The sequence below is a fragment of the Blautia massiliensis (ex Durand et al. 2017) genome (genome assembly GCF_001487165.1).
Classification (GTDB): domain Bacteria; phylum Bacillota; class Clostridia; order Lachnospirales; family Lachnospiraceae; genus Blautia_A; species Blautia_A fusiformis.
The window spans coordinates 1,266,319-1,286,052 of sequence record NZ_LN913006.1 but is presented as its reverse complement, the minus strand read 5'-3'; the positions used below and the strand labels follow the sequence as shown (position 1 = coordinate 1,286,052).

Sequence of the window (19,734 nt, the reverse complement as noted above, 5' to 3'; positions counted from 1 at the left end):
CTTTAACTCTCTTTCGGCTGCATCATGTCAAACAAGGACATCTGCCCGGAATCTTTTGATTTTTTCTTGCTGATATACTTTTCTTCCTGCTTCGCTGCTTCTTTGGGATGCACCTCGGAATCTTTCTTTGTCCCCGGGTTTTTCGGTATTGTTTTCGTTCTCTTATTTACCGAATCCCATTCCTTTTGAATCTTTTTCTTTTCTTCCTGCTCTTTTTCTGCTATTTCTTTTTCATCATCTTTCGCATAATATTCAAGTACCCAAGGAAAAACCTGGTCGCCGGAGAGTGCCAGGCCTGTATTGGCTCGAATGCCGTTCTCTCCCTTTTTTTTCGTTCCCTCCAGTGCAATGTTGTAGGCTTTTTGCGTCACGTAATCCAAACATCTCTGAAGCATCTTATGTTTTTTTAACACCTGTGCATCTAAAGCAGAATCCGTTTTGGCAAGATTTACGAGATACTGTCCTATGATGTCTGCAAAGCCTGCATCCTTTAAGGCAAACATTTCTGCACGCAGTTTTTCAGACGCATTCGCAAACTTTCTTTCCTCAATCGGTATATCAACCAGCCGGTAGCGGCTGCCCTGAATAAATTCCTCTGTCTGTTTTTTGGAAACTGCATGTGCTTTGGCAAGTTCCCGCACACCATCCATATTCCCGCTCTGGCGGTAATACAATGCTGCTGTATTTAATTCTTCTGCAGTTTTTATGATCTCATTTAACATAATCGGTCCCTTCTTTCCTGATAAAAACATGAGGCAGAAGAAAAAATCTCCTGCCTCTGCCTGCTTTTTATGCCGCATTCATTTTCTGTTCAGCCGCTTCCATTTCTTTTTCTACTTCCAATGCAATCCTGCGTCTCTCAGCATCATCAGAATCCAAAAGGCTGATCATTTCCAGTACAATACGGCGAACCCATTCATTTTCCTCCCATCCTGCACTGATCTGACGGGCTTTTTCCGTCAGTTCCTTCCAGTCAGCATCATCCAGATCCCTGCCACGATATTCTTTATAGAAAGAATAGATTTCTTTCATGGCTTTCGGTGTCTGAATCTTTGCCGCTTCATCCAAATTGGAGAGGAGCCCCATCAGCATGGGATGGTTTTTATATTTTTCAATCAAAGGACGGATACCGGTCTGTATTTTACCCGTATAAAGTCCTAAAAAATCATTAAATATTCCTGCAATCAATTTCTGATCTGTCATTCGTTTCCTTCCTTTCTGTTAATTTTCTTACTCTGCGCCTGACCGTAGATGGAAAACACTGAAATGCTTCCGATACTGCATCCTGGCTGTATCCCTGATCAAGAAGAGCCTTCATAGCCGCTGCCTGTTCCGTTTCCTTGAGCTTTCTTATGGACGGTTTTCGAACTTTCTTTTTCAGGATTTTCCGGCAAAGCGGATGATCTGGTCCGTATTCGTACATTGTGCTGGCTTCCGCTGCATTCAAATTGCACAAGATTGCAATCAGCAGACAGTAATATCCCTTATATTCGTCGTCTTTCATGCCGCACCACCTTTATTGCCTGGTTTTCAAATGTACCTCTTTACCCTAATCTGCTTTAAATTCTTTTTGATCAAGACCATTTTCGAGCAGATATCTTTCCGTACCTTCTGGATCGAGCTGTGCAAGTCGTGCAAGATTAAACTCTACGACATAATAGCTGCCATAATTGATTTTCCTCTTACCTATAACTTTTCCGAGTTTATACTTTTCAATAAACGCAACCTTTGCTTTTGCTCCGCAATCCGAGATTATTGCCTGCCCTGGCCTTAGAAATCCCATAACTCCAATTGTAAGATCTCCGAATAATTCCAGTTTTTCCTCACATTCCTCTTGCTTTTGCCATAATCCGACATACAAAGATCCGTTGTAGTACATATTCACTCTGACATATAATTCCTCATGTCCACATTCCCAGTCATATCCCAATGGTTTTTCATCTTTTCGAATACATATAGCCTGTCCCATATTCTGCCTCCTTTTTTGATTTTCCTGTTCATCTTTTGTGGATTATTTTACATTTCCTCCCTTCCTGTTTTTTTGCACACTTCACATTTCGTTTTTGGACAACAAAAAAAGACACCAAAAATCTTCTTTTGATTTTTGATGTCTTCCTATTGATAAAAGGCCTTCGCCTAAATGTTGCTCCCGGAACAGCATATCCGGAACAAAAAACTTTGCTGCGTGGCAAACCATACATAAAAAATAATCCATTTATATGGTAACACAATATATTGCATTCGTCAATAAAATACAGTAAATAAAACACCATATCTTGTTGTTACATCATTTTTTGAGTGCACTTACCATCTTTACTTTTCTTCTATTTTCATGTCCAGCATGCCGATAAATCCTTATAATATGCTGATCTCTCCTGTAATATATATTTGACAAATCATCAACGTAAAAAATCCATTGTCTGAATAGTGGACTTCTTTTTTGACTTTAAAAGAATTTTAAAGTTTTTGTTACCATCCGGAATTTTTTACGATATATAGTATGAGTAGAAAATTTCCTTTCGGAACACAAAATGAAGAGAACAAATAAAAATATAAAGCAAAACATTTTTATGATATCATTAATCATAATTGAAGTAACTCAGAAAATCAGAATTATGGAGACCATTATGAACAGAATATTTCAGAAATTTTTGCAAAGCGTAATTGACCTTTCCTCTGTGGGAGCAAAGTGCCGTGAAGATAATACACATGATATTGATATGAACCCGGATGCAGAAGTGCCCATCCCTGAATGGAAGGTTTATTTTGACGGAAACTTCTGGGAGCCTTCAGGAAAAGGCCATGCCGGAACAGAACTTCGATTAAATAAGCAATTCGAATGGGCTGGGCATCATTGGATTATTCCTGCGGTGTATTCTTGCAACAAAGGTCTTGTCTTGGATTTTTGTATGTGTACTCCGGCAGAAGATATTCGCGAATTTATGAAAAAGTGGGATTTAAGCCCCGAAAATGACTCTTGTTTAAATTTTACGCAAGAACAACAACTGCAAATAGATTTAGACAACCCTCTTTGCCTTGATATTATTCCTTGTTTAAAATTAAATGGAAAAACAATGCAGGCCTCTCACAGCTGTTCGGTGGTCTTTAATCCCTGCTTATCAGACGAAACAAACAATGAACTGGAAGCAAAATGGGCGGTGAAACACTACGAATTGGATATCTCCTATGGATGGATGATTTTTAGGGCGGCATTTCTGTGGCCAGGTAAACGCCGTCCTGAAATAAAATCTTTTTCGCTTACAATGGAGCAACAACCATTCCGTATACCTGGACCGCATTTTAAGATACACGCTCCCGGTGACCAGTTTGCTTTCTCCCATCCGATCAGTGAAATAGAATATATATTAACTGTGCAAAAATTGGAACAGCAGACACTTTCTCAAAACTGCGTGGGCTCTGACCTTTGGTTTTATCCCACACATTTTACCACTATGAGCTATACACTTTCTCCTGAACCGGACAATGATATTTCGATTCATGATTGTGCTGATAGCGATAAACCTGTAGAAATTGCTCCTACAACAGATTCCTTTTCTCCTGAAATACAAAATGATTTTGCTTGTATTGGCGTTATCGGTGGTGCAGACGAGCCAACCATAATTTTATGTGGCGACAGCAATCAGGCAAATCTCCATGTTGCTTGTTCCGCTTTACACTTCAAACCAGTATCAGACGACACTGAATGGCGAATTGAGTTTAACATTATTCGTTCTTCGAAAAAAACATTTTTGCTTATATAATGCATATTCAGTTAACTTTCCATTTGTTTAACTTACTTTTAGAAGTATTAACAACTTCCGTCCACATAAAGGGGGATGTCGTATCAATACGCCATCCCCGCTTTTTCTGTCTTACTGGTCTATTTCATATAATTCTTCGACATAAATATTTCCGTCAGGCAGCTCCTCCGTTTTCTGTGAGATCAGAGTGCCTTTTTGCGAGTAGGCATATACCACCGATGATCCCACAAGCAAAACTCCTAAAGCACTGAGTATTATAATCTTTACCTTATGTTTCATATGATTAGACTCCTTTCATTTTCTATATGGCTGATAAACAATCATGCATAACCTCCTTTGCCAAAATTTGCCATCTATATAATTAATCGTATTTTTTTGCATAAGGTAACACATTTTATAAAATTTTATCTCTTTTATATCAATCAGCCCTCTCCCCATCGGAAACCTCAATTATCATCGTCTCACCCTGTCGAAAAACAACTTTTCCAAGCGAAGTTAATAATTCGCTATTGATCTCTCCATACTTCTCAGCTTCACAACTGCCGATGAATAAATAGGAAATCTTATACTTTTCTATCAAGGCTTTTATTTGCTCAGCGCTGCTTGAAGTGTATATGGTCTGCACATCTTCTTTTCGTTGATTTTCCTCTTCCAGATTATTTCTCCACAGCCATTCATGCACATACCAGCCTAAAACCGTTGGCAGTCCTGTCATTGCTGAAACACGGTTATCATAATTCTTATAACTGTCACCACTGGTTTCAAGAACAACAGGTTGTCCATTAACATTAGCATTCAGCCAGCGGATTCCAGCGGCATCATCCGGAATAGCATTTTCCAAATAGTTCGTTGCGTTTAGTGTCTGGTATGCACTTCTTTTCGGGAATCCGCCAAACCAATGAATAATTGCATTTTCCAGGTATCCGCAAGTTGAAATCAGAAGCAGGATCGCAATGATCCCTGACAGGGTCTGACATCTTGGACACCTCAGTAATCCTTTACATATTATAGCATTGTCAGTACCATTACATCTTTTTATTCTGGTTGCTGTAAATGAAACCAATATATATGCCATCATAATTCCAAACATGATATATGCCTGATAAGTCAGCTTGAACATGGTATTGGCTCTTGGAGCTGTTTTTTCATAAATGTCCCGTACATAAACAATTTCAGGAATAAAGATCAGTCCCATAGCACAAAGTACAAGAACCAGCCCATACAAATCAGGATACTTTACATTGCTAAAAAAACTTCGTATCTTTTTATCTGGGAATGTTCGTATTTTTTTCAGAACTACAATAACAAATGGCGTGCAAACCAGAAGCGGAAATGCCCATAATACACAGAACTGGTAAAAAGCAGTATGTATTTTTACTACTCCGATTCCCTGAACCATCACATTTTGAAAAGTCAAATGAAACGGAAGTGATGCAAGAAAAGCAACCGCCAGCAGTTCCCCCCACTGTATCACACTCCATTTCAATGCTGAACTTATAAAAGAATCAGAGGAATAACGTTTCAGATTTCCGAAAAGCAATACTCCGCAACTCACAACGTAATAGATCATAAAATCCCAGGTATTAGAAAAAAGGAACATTCCCAGAAACAGTCCGAGAAATCCGATTTCTCTCTGTCTCCAGCTTTTTCCTGAATTTGTCTTCATCCATGAATATAGGATTCCCAGTACCGTCAGGACCAGAAAGACATTTATTACATGAGCATGAAGATCTCCCAGTACAAACGAATAAGACGGAAACTCATGGATCGTCTCATCCCCGGTTACAGCCGGATCGAAACCAATATAACGGGTAGAGCTTGGAAACCAGTAATCTGTTTTTATTTTCAGCAGTCTAAGGATGATTCCATAAATAATATAGTGGAGATTCCCACTCATAGACACCGCCATCCCTGCCAGGATACCACCAAGATCTAAAGACCATTTTCTCCCAGTCCTTAATTTGTCCTTCAGCATCTGGCGTACCAGACTAAAGGGAAGAACAAAGGCAAAAGCGGCGACCATAGTCCTCATCAGATTATAAGTGATCTCCACGCTTGTCCCGGTCAGCTTCGTAAGGAATACGGCAAGATACTGTCCACCGTAATAATAATTAAAAGACTTTCCGGCAAACCACATATCCTGGGCTGGTAAGGTTGTACTTCTCATCATGGACTGCATAAAACCAAAATCCATATATTTTTCCGTTCCATGAGCCGCCGGATGAAATCCCGCCAGATATGTCCAGAAAAGAAACACCAGAAAAAACAGAATTTCTTCCCGGCAAACCAGGGTTGTCTGTTCCCAGGGAAGAGAATTCGTGATTCTGTTCTTACATTTTATTCCATACAAAATACTGCCCAGACAACAAATAACCGTGATGATAACACAGGTCATTCCCGTAAACGGAGTGATTTTTAAACAGGCCAGCAGCCACTGCACATATCCGCATACAGCGACTGCCAGTACTTTAGAAAACATCCAGCCATTATCATCAAAGCCCCTGAATATACGGGATGTTACCGGCATAAATACCAGACCTAGCAGGCATATCATTTCCCACCAGGTCAGAAATGTAAAAAAATCAGAACCGAGGAGCCAGTAAGCACCAACTACTAATAAAACAGCCGGTGCAAGCTTTATCAAATAATTTCGTTTTATCTTCACATCTGTAACCTTCTCTTTCCTGTTTTTGTTATTCCTGGTTTAAAATACCATTTTCTTCAAGAGTTCCTGTAAATATGGAATACGCTCCCTTTACTTCATAGTTACTGGAAATTTCACCTTCATATTCAACAACTACAAGATCCCCTTCTTTAAGTTCTCCGCTTTCAATCCATCTTCTTATTTTTATATCATCTGTATATACCTTATATTTCTTTCCTGCTTTTGATTTCTTACATAAAACGGTGTCATCAACCATAATATATCCATTTCCAATTTCTGTAACAGTTCCGGATATGGTTGGCAGACTGGTACTGGACTTTGTTTCCGTGGAATGTTTTTGTACATAACTGATGATCTGTCCTGCTGCCTCTTTTCCAATAAAATAACTATATTCATAATCAAAAATATTGGTAGCAAAGTAACCATCCTCAGAAATGTAGATCCCCCGGTTATAGACACCCAATGCTTCAGAAGTTGCCGTAAAAGCCAGACATCTTCGATTCTCTCTTTCAAAGAAGTCAATTGTATCATCAAGCTTTGCATCGCCACAGCCATAAAGGATCCACCAGATCTTTTCATCATTATCCAGCAAAAGCTCCCCTTTTTCCTCATAACCTTCACATTTTGTTACATAGTTTAATTCTATGTTTTGCGAAAGCTCATAAAGTTCCAGTAACTTACCTAACGTATCTGGAGCCGACTTCTCATCAACTGCATAAACATAAAATCCATCCTCATTGCCTACGGCAATCATCAGTTCCTCTGATATGCCCTTAATCTTCTGCACCTCAAATGTTTCCGTGTATGCCTTTCCTGTATCAGGATCAAGCCCTTCTGCCACACAGGAGCCAATTACCTCCCCCATTACCTCTGTATGAATAGAATTCTGACTTTTCGCAGTAAACTGTTTTCCATTAAATTTAACAACAGGATACTTTTCAGCAGGAGTCTTGTATTTCCATGGCCATTCTATGGCTCGTTCTGTTTCAGCAATATGATATTTATATTTATCTTCAATGACTGCATCTTTCCTAAAAAAATGTGGAACAAGAATGCTTGCAATCATAACCAGCACCAAACAGGAAGCAACCGGCATCCATTTGATCATAGGATTATGCCTTTTCCTCGGCGGATCTTCCAGTGCTGCCGTGATAAGGTCATCATCAATATAACCGATAGCATTTACAATTCTTGGTATATTCATATGTAGATTCCCTCCTCAATCAGATATTTTTTTAATTTATTTCTGGTACGGGCCAACATATTCGTTACTTTGCGTTCAGTAAAACCATATTTTTCCGCAATAGCCCTGTTAGATTCGAAATAAAAATACTTTAGAACAAACACCCTCTGAACCTCTTCTTTTTGTTTACGAAGAAAAATACGGATCAATTTTCCAATCTCTTCATCGTTCCTTCCAGGAGCATGCCTTTCATCCGGTAGTACCTCTGTAAGTTCATCCAATGCCATAACCATATCAGCCGACCTCTTTTTAGCTGTCAGATGTCTTAATTTATCTATGGAAATATCTCTGACAATTATAGAAATATAGGCTTTAAATTTTGCAGGCCTTGTCGGTGGGATTCTATTCCACACTTCTAAATAAGTGGTATTTACACACTCTTCCGAATCCTGGCGATTATTCAGGACATTATAGGCAATTTTATGACAAAGTTTTCCATATTTTATATCTGTTTCCTTAATCGCCCGCTCATTTCTTTCAAAATAAAGCTCTATGATTTTTATATCGTCTATGATGTTCACCTCCTCAAAAGTGTTCTCAATAGCCATGAGCAAAACTCCACACATTCAGTATTTATGCGGGTTTGCGAGGCATGGCAACCTCATTAATCACTTCAAATTTATAGCAACAATCAGCTCCAAATGATATAATTAAGTTGTCAAAATCAATTCACCGAAAGGAGCTGATTGTTATCTATCGTCAAGAAATTTTGAAAGACATTCGTCTTTTCACTTCACAACCAGTTGCAAAGTTTTATGATTCTCTTTTTTTGAATCTTGATTTATCCTTTGTTCCGGAATTCCCCAAGACAGGAAGGAAAGGCTTTTCAAATCACGCTATGATTTGTTCCTTTATTGTCATGAAATGCGAAGGCTTCTCCATGATTTCCGATCTTGTCGATTATCTTCACAATAATCTTCTGATTGCGTATTTTTGTGGCTTTGATATTTCTCGTCCACTTCCTTCTTATTGGACTTTTGATCGCTTCCTGAAAAATTTCGATAACAAAGTTCTCTCTGAAATCATGAAAACTCAGGTGTTATTCCTTTCTAAAGAAGGTATTGTAGACACTTCTTTTATTGGCTTAGATTCAACCCCTGTCTCTGCAAATACTTCACAGAATAATCCGAAATCTTTTCTCTCAAATAAGTTTAAACCCAGAAATCAACCAAGGGCGGATTCGGATTGTAAACTCGGCGTCCACACTGCATCCAATCAAACGAACGAGAAAAAATATGAATTCTATTGGGGCTATAAAAATCATGTCCTTGTAGACTGTATTTCAGGTCTTCCTATTTATGAAATGACCACAACCGCGGAAGTTCATGATGCTACCGTCGCTTTAGATATCCTTGCTGCTACCCATTCCTTTCAACCAATAACGGACTGCACATTCCTTGCCGACAAAGGTTACGATGTCAAAAATATCTACAATCAGGTTAAGGATCTTTACAATGGAGAATGTATCATTCCATTAAACAAACGTAATTCCAAAAATCCGAAACTTCTTCCTCAAGGGAATCCCATTTGCGAAGCAGGGCTTGCCATGTGGAAGGATGGTAAGTTTTCCGATTGTGGTCGTACCCGTCAAAAGTTTTGTTGTCCTCTAAAATCAAGTAAAGATACCGTTTGCCCATGCCACCACAAAAATTTCTATAATGGTAAAAAGCATCGTGGCTGTACGAAATATCTCACCATTCCTGATGATTTAAGACTTTCCATTGATAGGGACAGCAAATATTTTGAAAGTAATTATTCACTCCGCACAGAATGTGAACGCTATAATTCGCGTTTTAAAAATACTGGTCAGGAGCGGATGTGGGTGAGAAATAAAGCGTCTGTTACAAACTTAAACACACTTGCCCATATCAGTTTACTGGCAGTTGCCGTTGCCGCAATCACTAGCCATTCCGGTCAGTCTTATCGCAAACTAAAAACAATAAAACGAATTGCTTGATTAAAAATTTCTCATAGTCTTATGATTTCGTAAGTTTTGGACTTACGTTAGCTTTGCTATGCCATAAAATCGTAACCTCAAACTTTATGGAAACTAACTGCCACGTCCTACTTTTGAATTAATGTGTTTTGCTCATCTCTAGTGTTCTCAATTATAAAGTCGTGTTTTTTTGAGGATCGTCTCAAAAAATTTATATTTTTTTTAAATTATAGCATGAAAAAGGAGCATATCATCACGATAGCCCATTATATTCTCCATAAATTATTTAATTTGCGTTGTCTTTCCATCTGCATCTACTATATAGATAGTTGTTTGCGGTACGGACAGTTCAGAACCACATAGGTACAAATGTGAGCCATCTGCCATGTCATATTCATACACATACTGTCCACTTCCTATATCTGTATACGAAGAATCATCATCGTACATTGTCTCCTCATCAAAAAAGTCCGAATCCGTCTCTTCATCCACATACAGATTTGTTGTCATTTCCGTTTCCGTATAGAAGCTTTCATCAAAGTTTACTTCCGTTACTGTTTCCCTACACTAATATCTTTTATTCTCGATTATTCGTCAAATAAATATATGCATCTTCCAAAGTGATATCATTATCCGGGACACAATTCTCATTTGGCTTTTCTTTGCTTAATACTTTCATATGAATTCCATTTTCTACATACTGCTTAGATGATATAGAATAATTGGCTTCTAACAAACGGGCTTCTTCTGCATTTTGTACCGTACAATTCCAAACACAGCCCTTTGCATTTTCCAGCAACCCACTCACGCTTCCAGAATATAAAAAACTTCCCTTTTTCATAATGGCAAGCTGTGTACAGGTTGCTGCTAAATCTTCTACTACATGAGTGGAAAACAGCACAGTTCTATTCTTTGAAAAATCAACCAAAAGATTGCGGATCCTGATTCTTTCTTCCGGATCTAACCCGGTGGTAGGTTCATCAATAATCAAAAAATCCGGATTATTAAGAAGTGCCTGTATGAGTCCGACACGTCTCTTCATACCGCCAGATAATTGCCGCATTTTTTTATTCTGATGCTCTGTAAGAGAAGTCTTTTCCAGATAATAGGTAATTCTTTGTTTGAGGTCATTTGTGGATACTCCTGATAGTCCTCCCATATATACAAGGCATTCTTTCACCGTAAGATTCGGATATAAGTCGATTTCCTGTGGAAGATAACCAATCTTTTTCTGTATTTTTTCATAATTTCCCTCGTTATACAGAATTCCATCAAGCGAAACCATTCCTTCCGTTTGTTTTAAAACGGTTGTAAGAACCCTCATCAGCGTGGTTTTTCCCGCACCATTCTCTCCCAAAAGTCCGTAAATTCCATTAGGTATTTCAAGAGATGCCTTATTTACTGCAACTACACCATTTTTAAATCTAACTGTTAAATCATTTATTCTAATACTCATAATCTATCCCCTTTTCTTTAAAGCCATTGGTAATACTGCAAATAAAAGCATACCCACTATAAAAGACATAAGCGTTCCATAAATCCAACTCTCGGACATTAATTGATTAAGTTCACAAGAGCTGAAAGAAAACAATCCCAGATTCCCGAAAAATGAACTGCCCGCTTTCGATATAAGACCAATGACAATTCCAAATAAACATCCTATACCTGCCCACATATTTCCAAGCAATGTACACAAAATCACAGAGCATATACTCCAAAGCCAGATGGTTCCGAACATTGCAATGAAAAATAAAAGGAATATCAAAGTGCCCGAAACGCCTTCGTTTACACTGCCCGGTTTTTGCCAGAAAAACAAAACATATCCAACACAGGAAAGTATTAATAAATATAATATTTGAACGCACACTCTCTGTGATATTACTTTTAACTGCTTTTTTTGATCATACAAATGAAATACATCGGCACGCTTACTTTTTACTTCCATCAAATATGTGTCACTACAAAAAATAATTGTTAAAAATGCTATTGGCGACTGAATTGCTGAACCGATTTCTTCATAGTATATAATCGGATGAATAGCACACAATATCAGTATAAATGCACATGAATAAAAAATCTTATATAACGGCAGGCAGTTTTTTAGTTCCGTTTTCAATGAACCCTCCTCCTTTTCCAGATTGTAACAGAAATACATACTAATATAACTGATGAAATTACAAGAATAATCTGATTTATGTTTGACATTTGGGCTGCGTGTGTTTCAAAAAATCTGCCAGGGAATCGCACCATAATAGAGAACGGTCTCATATAATAAATATCATTTTTCATGGTCAGCATATTTGAATATATAATGTGTAAAAACAAGATTGGTGCTGCCGGAAGCGGATTTTTAAATATTACTGCTGTAATTGTATAGACACAACATATCATCAAAAAATTTGGAACAATATAGATCAGAGAATTCACGCAAAAATCAATTAGTGTTACTGGAAAGCCCGATTCTAAAGACGTTTTCAAACACAGCATAAAGAATATAACATTCAAAATCACTAATACTCCCAGCATACTAGTGAATCCGCTTATTACTTTCCCACATATATATTGGATTGCCGTAACAGGCTTTGTATGTAATAATTCATAGGTACTTTTTCGTGTATCTTGAATAAATAAAAATGATAGCAAGACTGTTGCAAAAAAGGCCATATGCAATCCTGCAAAATCCGTAAATTTTTTTGCAAAGTACCAGGAAAAAGAATGTTCGGATAATTTCTGTTCGATATAATGATTGATTTCCTCTGTTGTCCCCTTATGAATTTCAAGGTCTTCATAAGCATATATTGCGTTATAATAGCCATATTGGGATTCCAGGAACTCAGAAGCAGTCTTTACATCCATATTCTGAATTTTTTTCACTACATCATCCGCTTCTTGCCTGCTAAATCCAAAACCATTTTTGGAGGTGTCCATTAGAGTCTCTCTGATCGTATCTTCCCACTCCCTTCTTCTTTCCTTATCATCAGATGTAGGAATGTAGCCATCCATGACATCGGCCTCTCCCAATGCTACATCATTTTGTGTAACCTGTTCATTCGGTTTGATATAATGAATTTGCAAATACGATGACAGACATTGATATATACTGGCGACTATAATAATCAAGCCAATCCACAAAACAGGGTTCTTTAAATAATCAAGTATACTTCTTTTTATGATTGTTTTCATTGTATCTCTTCCTTTCTTTATTTCTTTAACAACATCATACAAATCAATTCTCAATAAATTCACAACAAAAAAGACTAAAACCACTTTATTTGTGATTTCAGCCTTCTAACGTATTTTTATTCAGCTTTGAAAAGAGCTTCTACATGAGCACCGCCCTGTCTGACATTATATATTTTCAAATTTCCTCCATGCTTTTCACAGAAAATACGAGAAATATACATGCCAAGACCAAAATGCTTTAAATCATCTTGTGGATTCTTATGATAAAACGGCTCTGTTACTTTTTCCTCAGTATCCACAAAACCTATTCCATCATCTTCAACAGAAATTATAAGAAAACCATTTTTTTTCCTTATCTGCAGAGCAATACTTTTTTGCGCATATCGAACCGCATTTTCCAGTAAGTTGTCTGTCACTTCCATGACAAGTTCCTCATCCACTTTCACAACGTTTTGTTCCTGTACGCTTTCTACCTTACATAGTTTACTTTCTTTCTTGGACAGCATGACAGCTTCTGTCTCAATCTTTTTTGCCAGCTCCGATAATACTATCTCTGAACATTGCAGTTCCCTCTGTTCTAAATGGGACATTTTTCTCATGTTTTCCGTGAAATGTTCTATTCGGTCAATCTGATACATGCCTGTTTGCAAGATATCCATAATATCCTCTGTTTTTATACTCTCAGCAGAAACAAACTCTAAGAGCATTTCCTGATACCCTCGCAATATGGAAAGTGGAGAACGTATGTCATGTGCAATTGCATTCCGCAAGACCTTCTCGTCATCAATCATTCGCCACATCTTTCTGTTGTTATCTGCTAAAGCACTTCGCATCATTTCAAATTCTTTACACAACGTTCCCATCTCATCTTTATTTTCATAGGACACATGAAAATCCAGTTCATTATCTGCAATCATTTGTGAGGCATCTTTTAATTCCTGTAGAGGCGTCTTTAACTTGTTTTTATAAAAAAAGAAAACCGCAGCAACACTCCCAACAATCGAAAAAATCAGTACCGAATATGTTTCTATAAAGTCACACATTTCCGAAAGATGATAGTCCAAACGATTCATCTGCGATTGATTAGGTCTTGATATCTCAATCTCGTATTTCTTTCCATGTTGCTGAAACACGTCCGTATAATCTGCATAATCAATATATTTTTCCCATATTTCATTCTGCATATTTCTTGCAAAATGAACTGTAAATGCAGATAACAGAAATGCTGCCGTCAAGCTGATCACAAAATAAAACAGAATTGTTTTTTTCAGTGACAAGTTTCTTATTTTTTCCATCGGTATCCAATCCCCCATACAGTTTCTATGTATTCTTTTTCTGAACAATCCGCTATTTTTTTCCTTATACGCCGTACTAACTCCGTTATCGTTCTACTGTCCCCTTCCGCATCATATCCACAGACTTGTTCATATATACGTTCTTTATCAAACACCTGCCCCGGATGCATGGATAAGAATTCTATAATCTGATATTCAATTTTTGTGAACTCCATCTTGTGTCCAGCTATAGCTACTATTTTTTCAGAATAATCAATCAGCATTTCATCCATGAAGCGGTATTCTGTTTTTTGTTGATGCCTTTCTTCTCTCTTTATGTTTGTGACAATCCTCGCTTCCAACTCCCGAAGACTAAATGGTTTCGTAATATAATCATCCCCACCTGAAAGCAACCCATTAATTTTATCATCTTCATCAACTCTTGCTGTCAGAAATAAAATTGGACATAACACTTTACTGCGTATCAGACGACATACTTCAATCCCATCCATGCGTGGCATATTGATATCCAACAAAATAATATCCGGTTTCATTTTTATTTTATTTAATGCTTCCATTCCGTCTGTAGCCGTAATGGTTTCATATTGTTTCATATTAAAATAACTACAAAGCATTTTCACCAATTCTTTATCATCATCGACAACTAAAATCTTGTATTTCATCCAAACCACCTCCAGTATCCATATTATACGATAAAAAACAATGAAATCACAACAAGAGTACATGAAGAACGTAAGCACAATATATCTTTTCTCTCAATTCCAGCTTAATTTCCCCTCAATGTCTTTTTCCTCCGATTTTCGTATGCTTATCCCACAGCAGAACAGTACCACACCGGTGCGACCTGCTGAATCAATCAATACGAAAACAGAAATGTTTTTATGCGAGAACTCAGTTTTCGTAAAAACAATCACATACAAAAAGAATAATAAAAATGAAATAGGATTAATCAGCTGTTAGAAAACTGATTAATCCTATTTTGTTCTACATCGACACCAAATCTCAAGTTTGCCTCTAAAGCCAGAATTCCCCCTGTGTGTTAGGATAATTGTCAGTGAAAATCAATTACTTTCGTGGCAGTATGTATCCATTACAACCGGGAATCCTTCGCCCCTCCTTTTTTTATCAGGACTCCATTTTCCATCACAAATACCTTATCACATAATATATCTATTTCGTTCTTATTATGACTTGGCAACTATATGATTTTTTCCGTTTTCTTTTCTTCTGTATCAAGATATTTGTTGATTCATCTAATACAATATATTTATGGCTGATGTCTCTACAACTCTGATACAGAATAACTGCTCTATTATAACTGGATATTTACTCTTAAGCACGATATTATATAAATCAGGGCAAGCCCAACAGACCTGCCCATTTATAAATGCGTTCCTTATTTTATTGCACATAGATTTTCATCAATCCATTTTTGGACTTCATTCACATCATGATTTACAGCTTTTGCAATTTTTTCAACAGGCAGACCCATTTCTGCAAGAGAAAGAGCTGTTTCTTTTTTGGCCTTTAATTCCCCACTTTCCATTCCTTCGCTATAAATTTTTTCCATTTCATGGCACATAAGCGGTGGCCCCTTTCTGTGTCTCTTTCAATTCATGTACCCTTTTCCCGACAATTCATTTACATATTTACAGTTCAGGAAGTAACCAACAATTTTTTACTTCAGCAAATTCATTTTCTGCTTTCTCACCAGTGCATATATTTTTCCATTCTTCTACTTCGGGGCAATGTTGGCCTTCATAAAATGTATTTTCAAAACGATATACCAAGAATGCAAGAGTAGCACATTGCTTTCTAACTTTAATATTTTCTTTAAACTCTTCTTGCGTCGAAATTTGAAAATTGATTCGCGTATATTTTTCTACTAACCTAAGTACTTGTGAAACTCCTTTCATGATTTTGGATGGAAAACGCGAATTTGTTCGGTAAAAAATATTATGTATAATCATCAAGAAATACTCCAATCCGGGTTCTTTTCGTGCTTTAATTAAATTAAACAATTCCAGCAGGGTATTTTCTTTTAATTGCTGATCCATAATTGTTTCCAGACACTTTTCAACTGCCATTGTAGCTGAAAATACCATATCTGATTCAGTTTCATACATTAGTTCCAACATTTCGTTCATAAAGGCTGGAACTTTTTCATCTGCAAGAAACATTGCTTCCACTTCCCATGAATAAATTCCTTCGTCATAGAATTCTTTTAGCAGAGTACATAGTTTTTTTGACTGAACCGGATTAACTCCCTTCCATCCATTTCTGCCAAAAGATGCAATCGCACGAATCATCATTTTCATATGCCATTTTGAAAAAGTAAATTGAAAATCGAATTTGCTTTCTTTCCAATATTTTACCATATCTGAACAACAGCCGATGAACAGTTCCAAAAACCATTCTTTTTCTTTCGCAGACCATTCATCTACATAGTACCTATTCCAAACCGCCAGTTGTTCCCAATATGATATTTCAGTAAAATTCCTGCCTCTTATATCCTCTTTCCATTTTGAAGATACTTTTTCACTGATAAAACTCTTTTTTATTCTTTCTAAGGGATCTATTTCTTTTGGATGTGGCCATTTCATAAATACAAAAAAATAATATTGCTCTAGATCTGGCAACTGCGTATCTTCATTAAGTTTACTCCATAATAATTCTCCAAAGGCAACTTCTTGTTCTTTGGTTAATTTTCCCCATGTATATAACTGCCCCATTCTGGCCAATACGGAGGTTCGATTTATTTTCTGTTGTTTTCCTATATTAAATATTGCTTTAATAATTTTGGGTTCAAGATGAGCTTTTCTATATAATGGATTTGATAATTCATACTCTGTAAACACATCAAAAGGATCAAGCTGTACTACTCCAAGTATATTTTCTCTCTCTTTCATTGAGCAGGTTAATAATGCATTTATTTTAGTTCTTTTAATATAATCTGCGGTTTGATTCATAACAGAGGAAATGAATTTATTTAATAATCTTTGATCTTTCACCGCATTTTCTTCGATCAATCGGATCATCAAGTCTATCATTTTTCCCTGCTGCACAGAATCCAATACGGCACACATTCTTTCTAATATCGGAATTCCGGATGCTACAATAGAGGTATAAACATTTTGATCATACCATGGATCATATTTCTGAAATTTTCCTATATTATTCATTATCGCATTATATACATATTCAAAAAGTTCATCGATTTCTTTTCTATTCTCGGATCGTAAATATCCTCTTGTAATACATTTTTTTACCACATCTGTTTTTCCAAGACGAAGTAAAAGCTGCCATGTATATTGAGGATAGTAAGATAGCAAGCTTTTTACTAAAATATCCTGCTGATTATTCAGTAAACTTTTACTTCGAAGATATAATGGAAATCCACTATATTCAATGCTTTTAAAAACAGAATATGCCTCCCAACAATTGTTCTCAGATCTAACCAAAGTAATGGATTCCCGATTTAACTCAAATTCCGGTTCTGGAGATTCCTTTTTTAACCAGGTTAATGCACCGTCTGTAAACAGAATTTTTTCTTTATCCCAGTTATAATACTTTTTATATTTAGAAATCTCATTATTAATTTCATTGCATTTTTTTCTGGTTTCTTCCTTATATGGATTCATACAAAATAGTAAATGTTCTTTTAAATACAATGCACATACCAGCAGAGACTTCAAATATACGTTTTGGGGGCTGCTCTCTGCTATTTCATTATTATTCTTTTGTATATCGTTGGTAAGTTCTTCTACTGCTTTCAGTGCTTCCTCATTAAGACCACATTCAGTCATTACGCCAATGAATCTTAAGCGTACCTCATAAGGCATTTCTTCTAAAGAGCATGATACCAGTTCTAGCTGAACTTTTTCCAGATCCATTTTGAATAAATTCATAAGAATTTCTTCAAGTTTCAAATAATATTTGCCATCAACTATAAAATTTGTGCAAGGTTTAAGCTGGTCACAAATGCTGTTCCACTTTTCTTCATCCATATTTTGTCTATAGTTTTCAAGTAAATATAACCCTACTGTAAACCATTTATTCTTGTTTTTCTCTTTCCAATCCGAGTGAGAATTTAAAGTATCCCATATTTTATATAAGTTATTCTCAATATTTTTATCTAAAGGCAAACAAGATTTTTTATATCTCCTTGTATATTCATAAGCAAAATCCAGTAATTCATTACAGTAGTCAAAATTAGATTCTAATTCTTTTTCGCTACATTGTAAAAGTTCTTTTCCATTGGTATAACTTTTTACCTGTTGCCTGAAATCTGCTGGAACTATAAGCCATCCGGGATACTGCTCAAATTCTTTGGCCCATTGCTTGGTTAACTCTTTTCTTTCTTTTCTACGTTTATTAGTATTTCCCAATAACCCTTCTATCCTTGTATATTTAATATTCCAATTATAATCTTCAGAATATACATTACTCATATTTAGTAAAGGATTTGTATTCTCTTCAATGTTTCTTGAATTAGTATCGTTTTCTAGTTGTTTATTTTTTAAATATACATTTTGATCAATACCATTTTGAAAAGCTTTTGCTTTTGTAGCCTTACAATGTGCATTTAATAATGCTGCCCGATCATATACTGGAATATTATTATTTTCAAAAAACTTTTTTCGATTTTTTACGCTAATTCTCAGTAAAGAATTAGCTTTTCCTTTTTCCGTATTTTGCATGTTTGCAATTCCCACAATACAATTATTATAATCAGCTATGAGACTTCCAGAAAAACCTTCATAATCCATGGCAGCAGAATCTATTGTATCTAAGATCATATTTTTATTAGTTTTTTTTAAAAGATTAGTATTTTTTAATTGTATCCACCTTTTTTCAAAGCCAAAACTTTTACCATATCCAACCATTTGTAATTCGTCAAAAACATCTGGTTCTGCACTAAACAAATAAAGAGGCTGAACATCAATACTCTCTTCGCATCGTAATACAACCAAATCCTCTGAGCTGTCATTGTCCTCAGAAATTACGGTTGCTTTGACTGTTTTTTCCTCATCTTTTACAGAGAAGTGTAAAACAGCATTTTTTGCATAAGTTTCAGGTTTTTCAATTAATAGACAATGTTTTACTGTTATTGCGGTTTCTTTATCTATTAAGAACACGGTTCCAATTTCTTCTCCACATTCTATTTGACCTGTATTTTCATCTAATCTATCTCTATCAATCTTCTGCATCTAATTTTCCCAATCCTTTAAGAAATTTAATTTCGTAGTTTTTAATAAGTTCTGTATTATTGCCTGTATTTTTTATTATATTTGCGATTACTGCTTTTCCGGGATGATCAATATATCGCTTTCCATCAGTTGACAGCAAATAATATTTTACCTTTGTATTTTTTATAAATTCCAGGGAAATGTTCTTAGCTGAACCATGATGGGGAAGTTTTATGACATCAAGTATCTTAGGCAATTCATTTTCAAAAAGCTGAATTGGACTATCTCCCGGAAAAAGCATTTTTATATCTTTATAGTCAATCAAAATTGCAATGGAGGAACAGTTTGTTATTTTAGAATCCATTTCTATGTCTTTATATTCCGCATATTTATCCAACCAATCCAAATCCTCGCTGGAATACGAAATATTGTAAGCGTCAAATAAAACAGTGTATAGAAAAA

Annotated in this window: 19 protein-coding genes; 2 read left to right on the top strand and 17 right to left on the bottom strand. The window is 36.1% G+C overall.

What is annotated here, in order from left to right; translation table 11 throughout:
* Nucleotides 1-2 precede the first annotated feature (2 nt).
* The 4 genes from BN3261_RS06915 to BN3261_RS06900 form a co-directional block, all read right to left on the bottom strand.
* Nucleotides 3-722: a Cas9 inhibitor AcrIIA9 family protein gene (locus BN3261_RS06915; protein WP_199874104.1), complete on the bottom strand. Its 720-nt coding sequence runs from the start codon at nucleotides 720-722 to the stop codon at nucleotides 3-5.
* A gap of 67 nt (nucleotides 723-789) precedes the next feature.
* Nucleotides 790-1,203, bottom strand: coding sequence for a hypothetical protein (locus BN3261_RS06910; RefSeq protein ID WP_059085837.1), 414 nt, complete (start codon nucleotides 1,201-1,203; stop codon nucleotides 790-792).
* The gene (locus BN3261_RS06905; RefSeq protein WP_059085836.1) at nucleotides 1,169-1,504 is read right to left on the bottom strand and encodes a hypothetical protein; all 336 of its coding nucleotides are present in this window, start codon (nucleotides 1,502-1,504) and stop codon (nucleotides 1,169-1,171) included. Before BN3261_RS06905 ends, BN3261_RS06910 begins: the two co-directional genes overlap by 35 nt.
* A gap of 45 nt (nucleotides 1,505-1,549) precedes the next feature.
* A complete protein-coding gene (locus BN3261_RS06900) occupies nucleotides 1,550-1,969 on the bottom strand; it encodes a DUF4313 domain-containing protein (RefSeq protein WP_059085835.1) in 420 nt (139 codons plus the stop codon).
* 658 nt (nucleotides 1,970-2,627) lie between these two features.
* Between BN3261_RS06900 and BN3261_RS06895 the strand changes: the two genes are divergently transcribed.
* Complete coding sequence (locus tag BN3261_RS06895; RefSeq protein WP_199874103.1) at nucleotides 2,628-3,761, top strand: hypothetical protein; 1,134 nt, start codon at nucleotides 2,628-2,630, stop codon at nucleotides 3,759-3,761.
* 111 nt (nucleotides 3,762-3,872) lie between these two features.
* Here BN3261_RS06895 and BN3261_RS17675 read toward each other — a convergent pair whose 3' ends face one another.
* The 4 genes from BN3261_RS17675 to BN3261_RS06880 all read right to left on the bottom strand — a co-directional run bounded on the left by BN3261_RS17675 (nucleotide 3,873) and on the right by BN3261_RS06880 (nucleotide 8,217).
* On the bottom strand, nucleotides 3,873-4,040 hold the full coding sequence (locus BN3261_RS17675; protein WP_173902135.1) for a hypothetical protein: 168 nt from the start codon (nucleotides 4,038-4,040) through the stop codon (nucleotides 3,873-3,875).
* A gap of 139 nt (nucleotides 4,041-4,179) precedes the next feature.
* A complete protein-coding gene (locus tag BN3261_RS06890) occupies nucleotides 4,180-6,426 on the bottom strand; it encodes a DUF2298 domain-containing protein (protein ID WP_059085833.1) in 2,247 nt (748 codons plus the stop codon).
* Nucleotides 6,427-6,454: 28 nt separating this feature from the next.
* Nucleotides 6,455-7,630: a hypothetical protein gene (locus tag BN3261_RS06885; protein ID WP_055066280.1), complete on the bottom strand. Its 1,176-nt coding sequence runs from the start codon at nucleotides 7,628-7,630 to the stop codon at nucleotides 6,455-6,457.
* Complete coding sequence (locus tag BN3261_RS06880) at nucleotides 7,627-8,217, bottom strand: RNA polymerase sigma factor (RefSeq protein ID WP_059085832.1); 591 nt, start codon at nucleotides 8,215-8,217, stop codon at nucleotides 7,627-7,629. Before BN3261_RS06880 ends, BN3261_RS06885 begins: the two co-directional genes overlap by 4 nt.
* A gap of 107 nt (nucleotides 8,218-8,324) precedes the next feature.
* On the opposite strand from BN3261_RS06880, the gene BN3261_RS06875 reads away from it, so the two are divergent.
* Nucleotides 8,325-9,626: a transposase gene (locus tag BN3261_RS06875; protein ID WP_055181967.1), complete on the top strand. Its 1,302-nt coding sequence runs from the start codon at nucleotides 8,325-8,327 to the stop codon at nucleotides 9,624-9,626.
* A 261-nt stretch (nucleotides 9,627-9,887) separates the two neighbouring features.
* Here BN3261_RS06875 and BN3261_RS06870 read toward each other — a convergent pair whose 3' ends face one another.
* The 9 genes from BN3261_RS06870 to BN3261_RS06830 all read right to left on the bottom strand — a co-directional run bounded on the left by BN3261_RS06870 (nucleotide 9,888) and on the right by BN3261_RS06830 (nucleotide 19,669).
* Complete coding sequence (locus BN3261_RS06870; protein WP_055066281.1) at nucleotides 9,888-10,115, bottom strand: hypothetical protein; 228 nt, start codon at nucleotides 10,113-10,115, stop codon at nucleotides 9,888-9,890.
* A gap of 67 nt (nucleotides 10,116-10,182) precedes the next feature.
* Nucleotides 10,183-11,061: an ATP-binding cassette domain-containing protein gene (locus BN3261_RS06865; protein WP_055066282.1), complete on the bottom strand. Its 879-nt coding sequence runs from the start codon at nucleotides 11,059-11,061 to the stop codon at nucleotides 10,183-10,185.
* 3 nt (nucleotides 11,062-11,064) lie between these two features.
* Nucleotides 11,065-11,721: a transporter gene (locus BN3261_RS06860; RefSeq protein ID WP_235812354.1), complete on the bottom strand. Its 657-nt coding sequence runs from the start codon at nucleotides 11,719-11,721 to the stop codon at nucleotides 11,065-11,067.
* A complete protein-coding gene (locus BN3261_RS06855) occupies nucleotides 11,718-12,788 on the bottom strand; it encodes an ABC transporter permease subunit (RefSeq protein WP_059085831.1) in 1,071 nt (356 codons plus the stop codon). The genes BN3261_RS06860 and BN3261_RS06855 overlap by 4 nt, the downstream gene beginning before the upstream one ends.
* A 116-nt stretch (nucleotides 12,789-12,904) precedes the next feature.
* The gene (locus tag BN3261_RS06850; protein ID WP_059085830.1) at nucleotides 12,905-14,083 is read right to left on the bottom strand and encodes a sensor histidine kinase; all 1,179 of its coding nucleotides are present in this window, start codon (nucleotides 14,081-14,083) and stop codon (nucleotides 12,905-12,907) included.
* Complete coding sequence (locus BN3261_RS06845) at nucleotides 14,071-14,745, bottom strand: response regulator transcription factor (protein WP_024853919.1); 675 nt, start codon at nucleotides 14,743-14,745, stop codon at nucleotides 14,071-14,073. Before BN3261_RS06845 ends, BN3261_RS06850 begins: the two co-directional genes overlap by 13 nt.
* 734 nt (nucleotides 14,746-15,479) lie before the next feature.
* Complete coding sequence (locus BN3261_RS06840) at nucleotides 15,480-15,665, bottom strand: hypothetical protein (protein ID WP_055066285.1); 186 nt, start codon at nucleotides 15,663-15,665, stop codon at nucleotides 15,480-15,482.
* Between the two features lie 67 nt (nucleotides 15,666-15,732).
* Entirely contained in the window at nucleotides 15,733-19,293 is a 3,561-nt protein-coding gene (locus tag BN3261_RS06835; protein WP_059085829.1) for a trypsin-like peptidase domain-containing protein, read from the bottom strand.
* Complete coding sequence (locus BN3261_RS06830; protein ID WP_059085828.1) at nucleotides 19,280-19,669, bottom strand: ComEC/Rec2 family competence protein; 390 nt, start codon at nucleotides 19,667-19,669, stop codon at nucleotides 19,280-19,282. The genes BN3261_RS06835 and BN3261_RS06830 overlap by 14 nt, the downstream gene beginning before the upstream one ends.
* Between the last annotated feature and the right edge of the window lie 65 nt (nucleotides 19,670-19,734).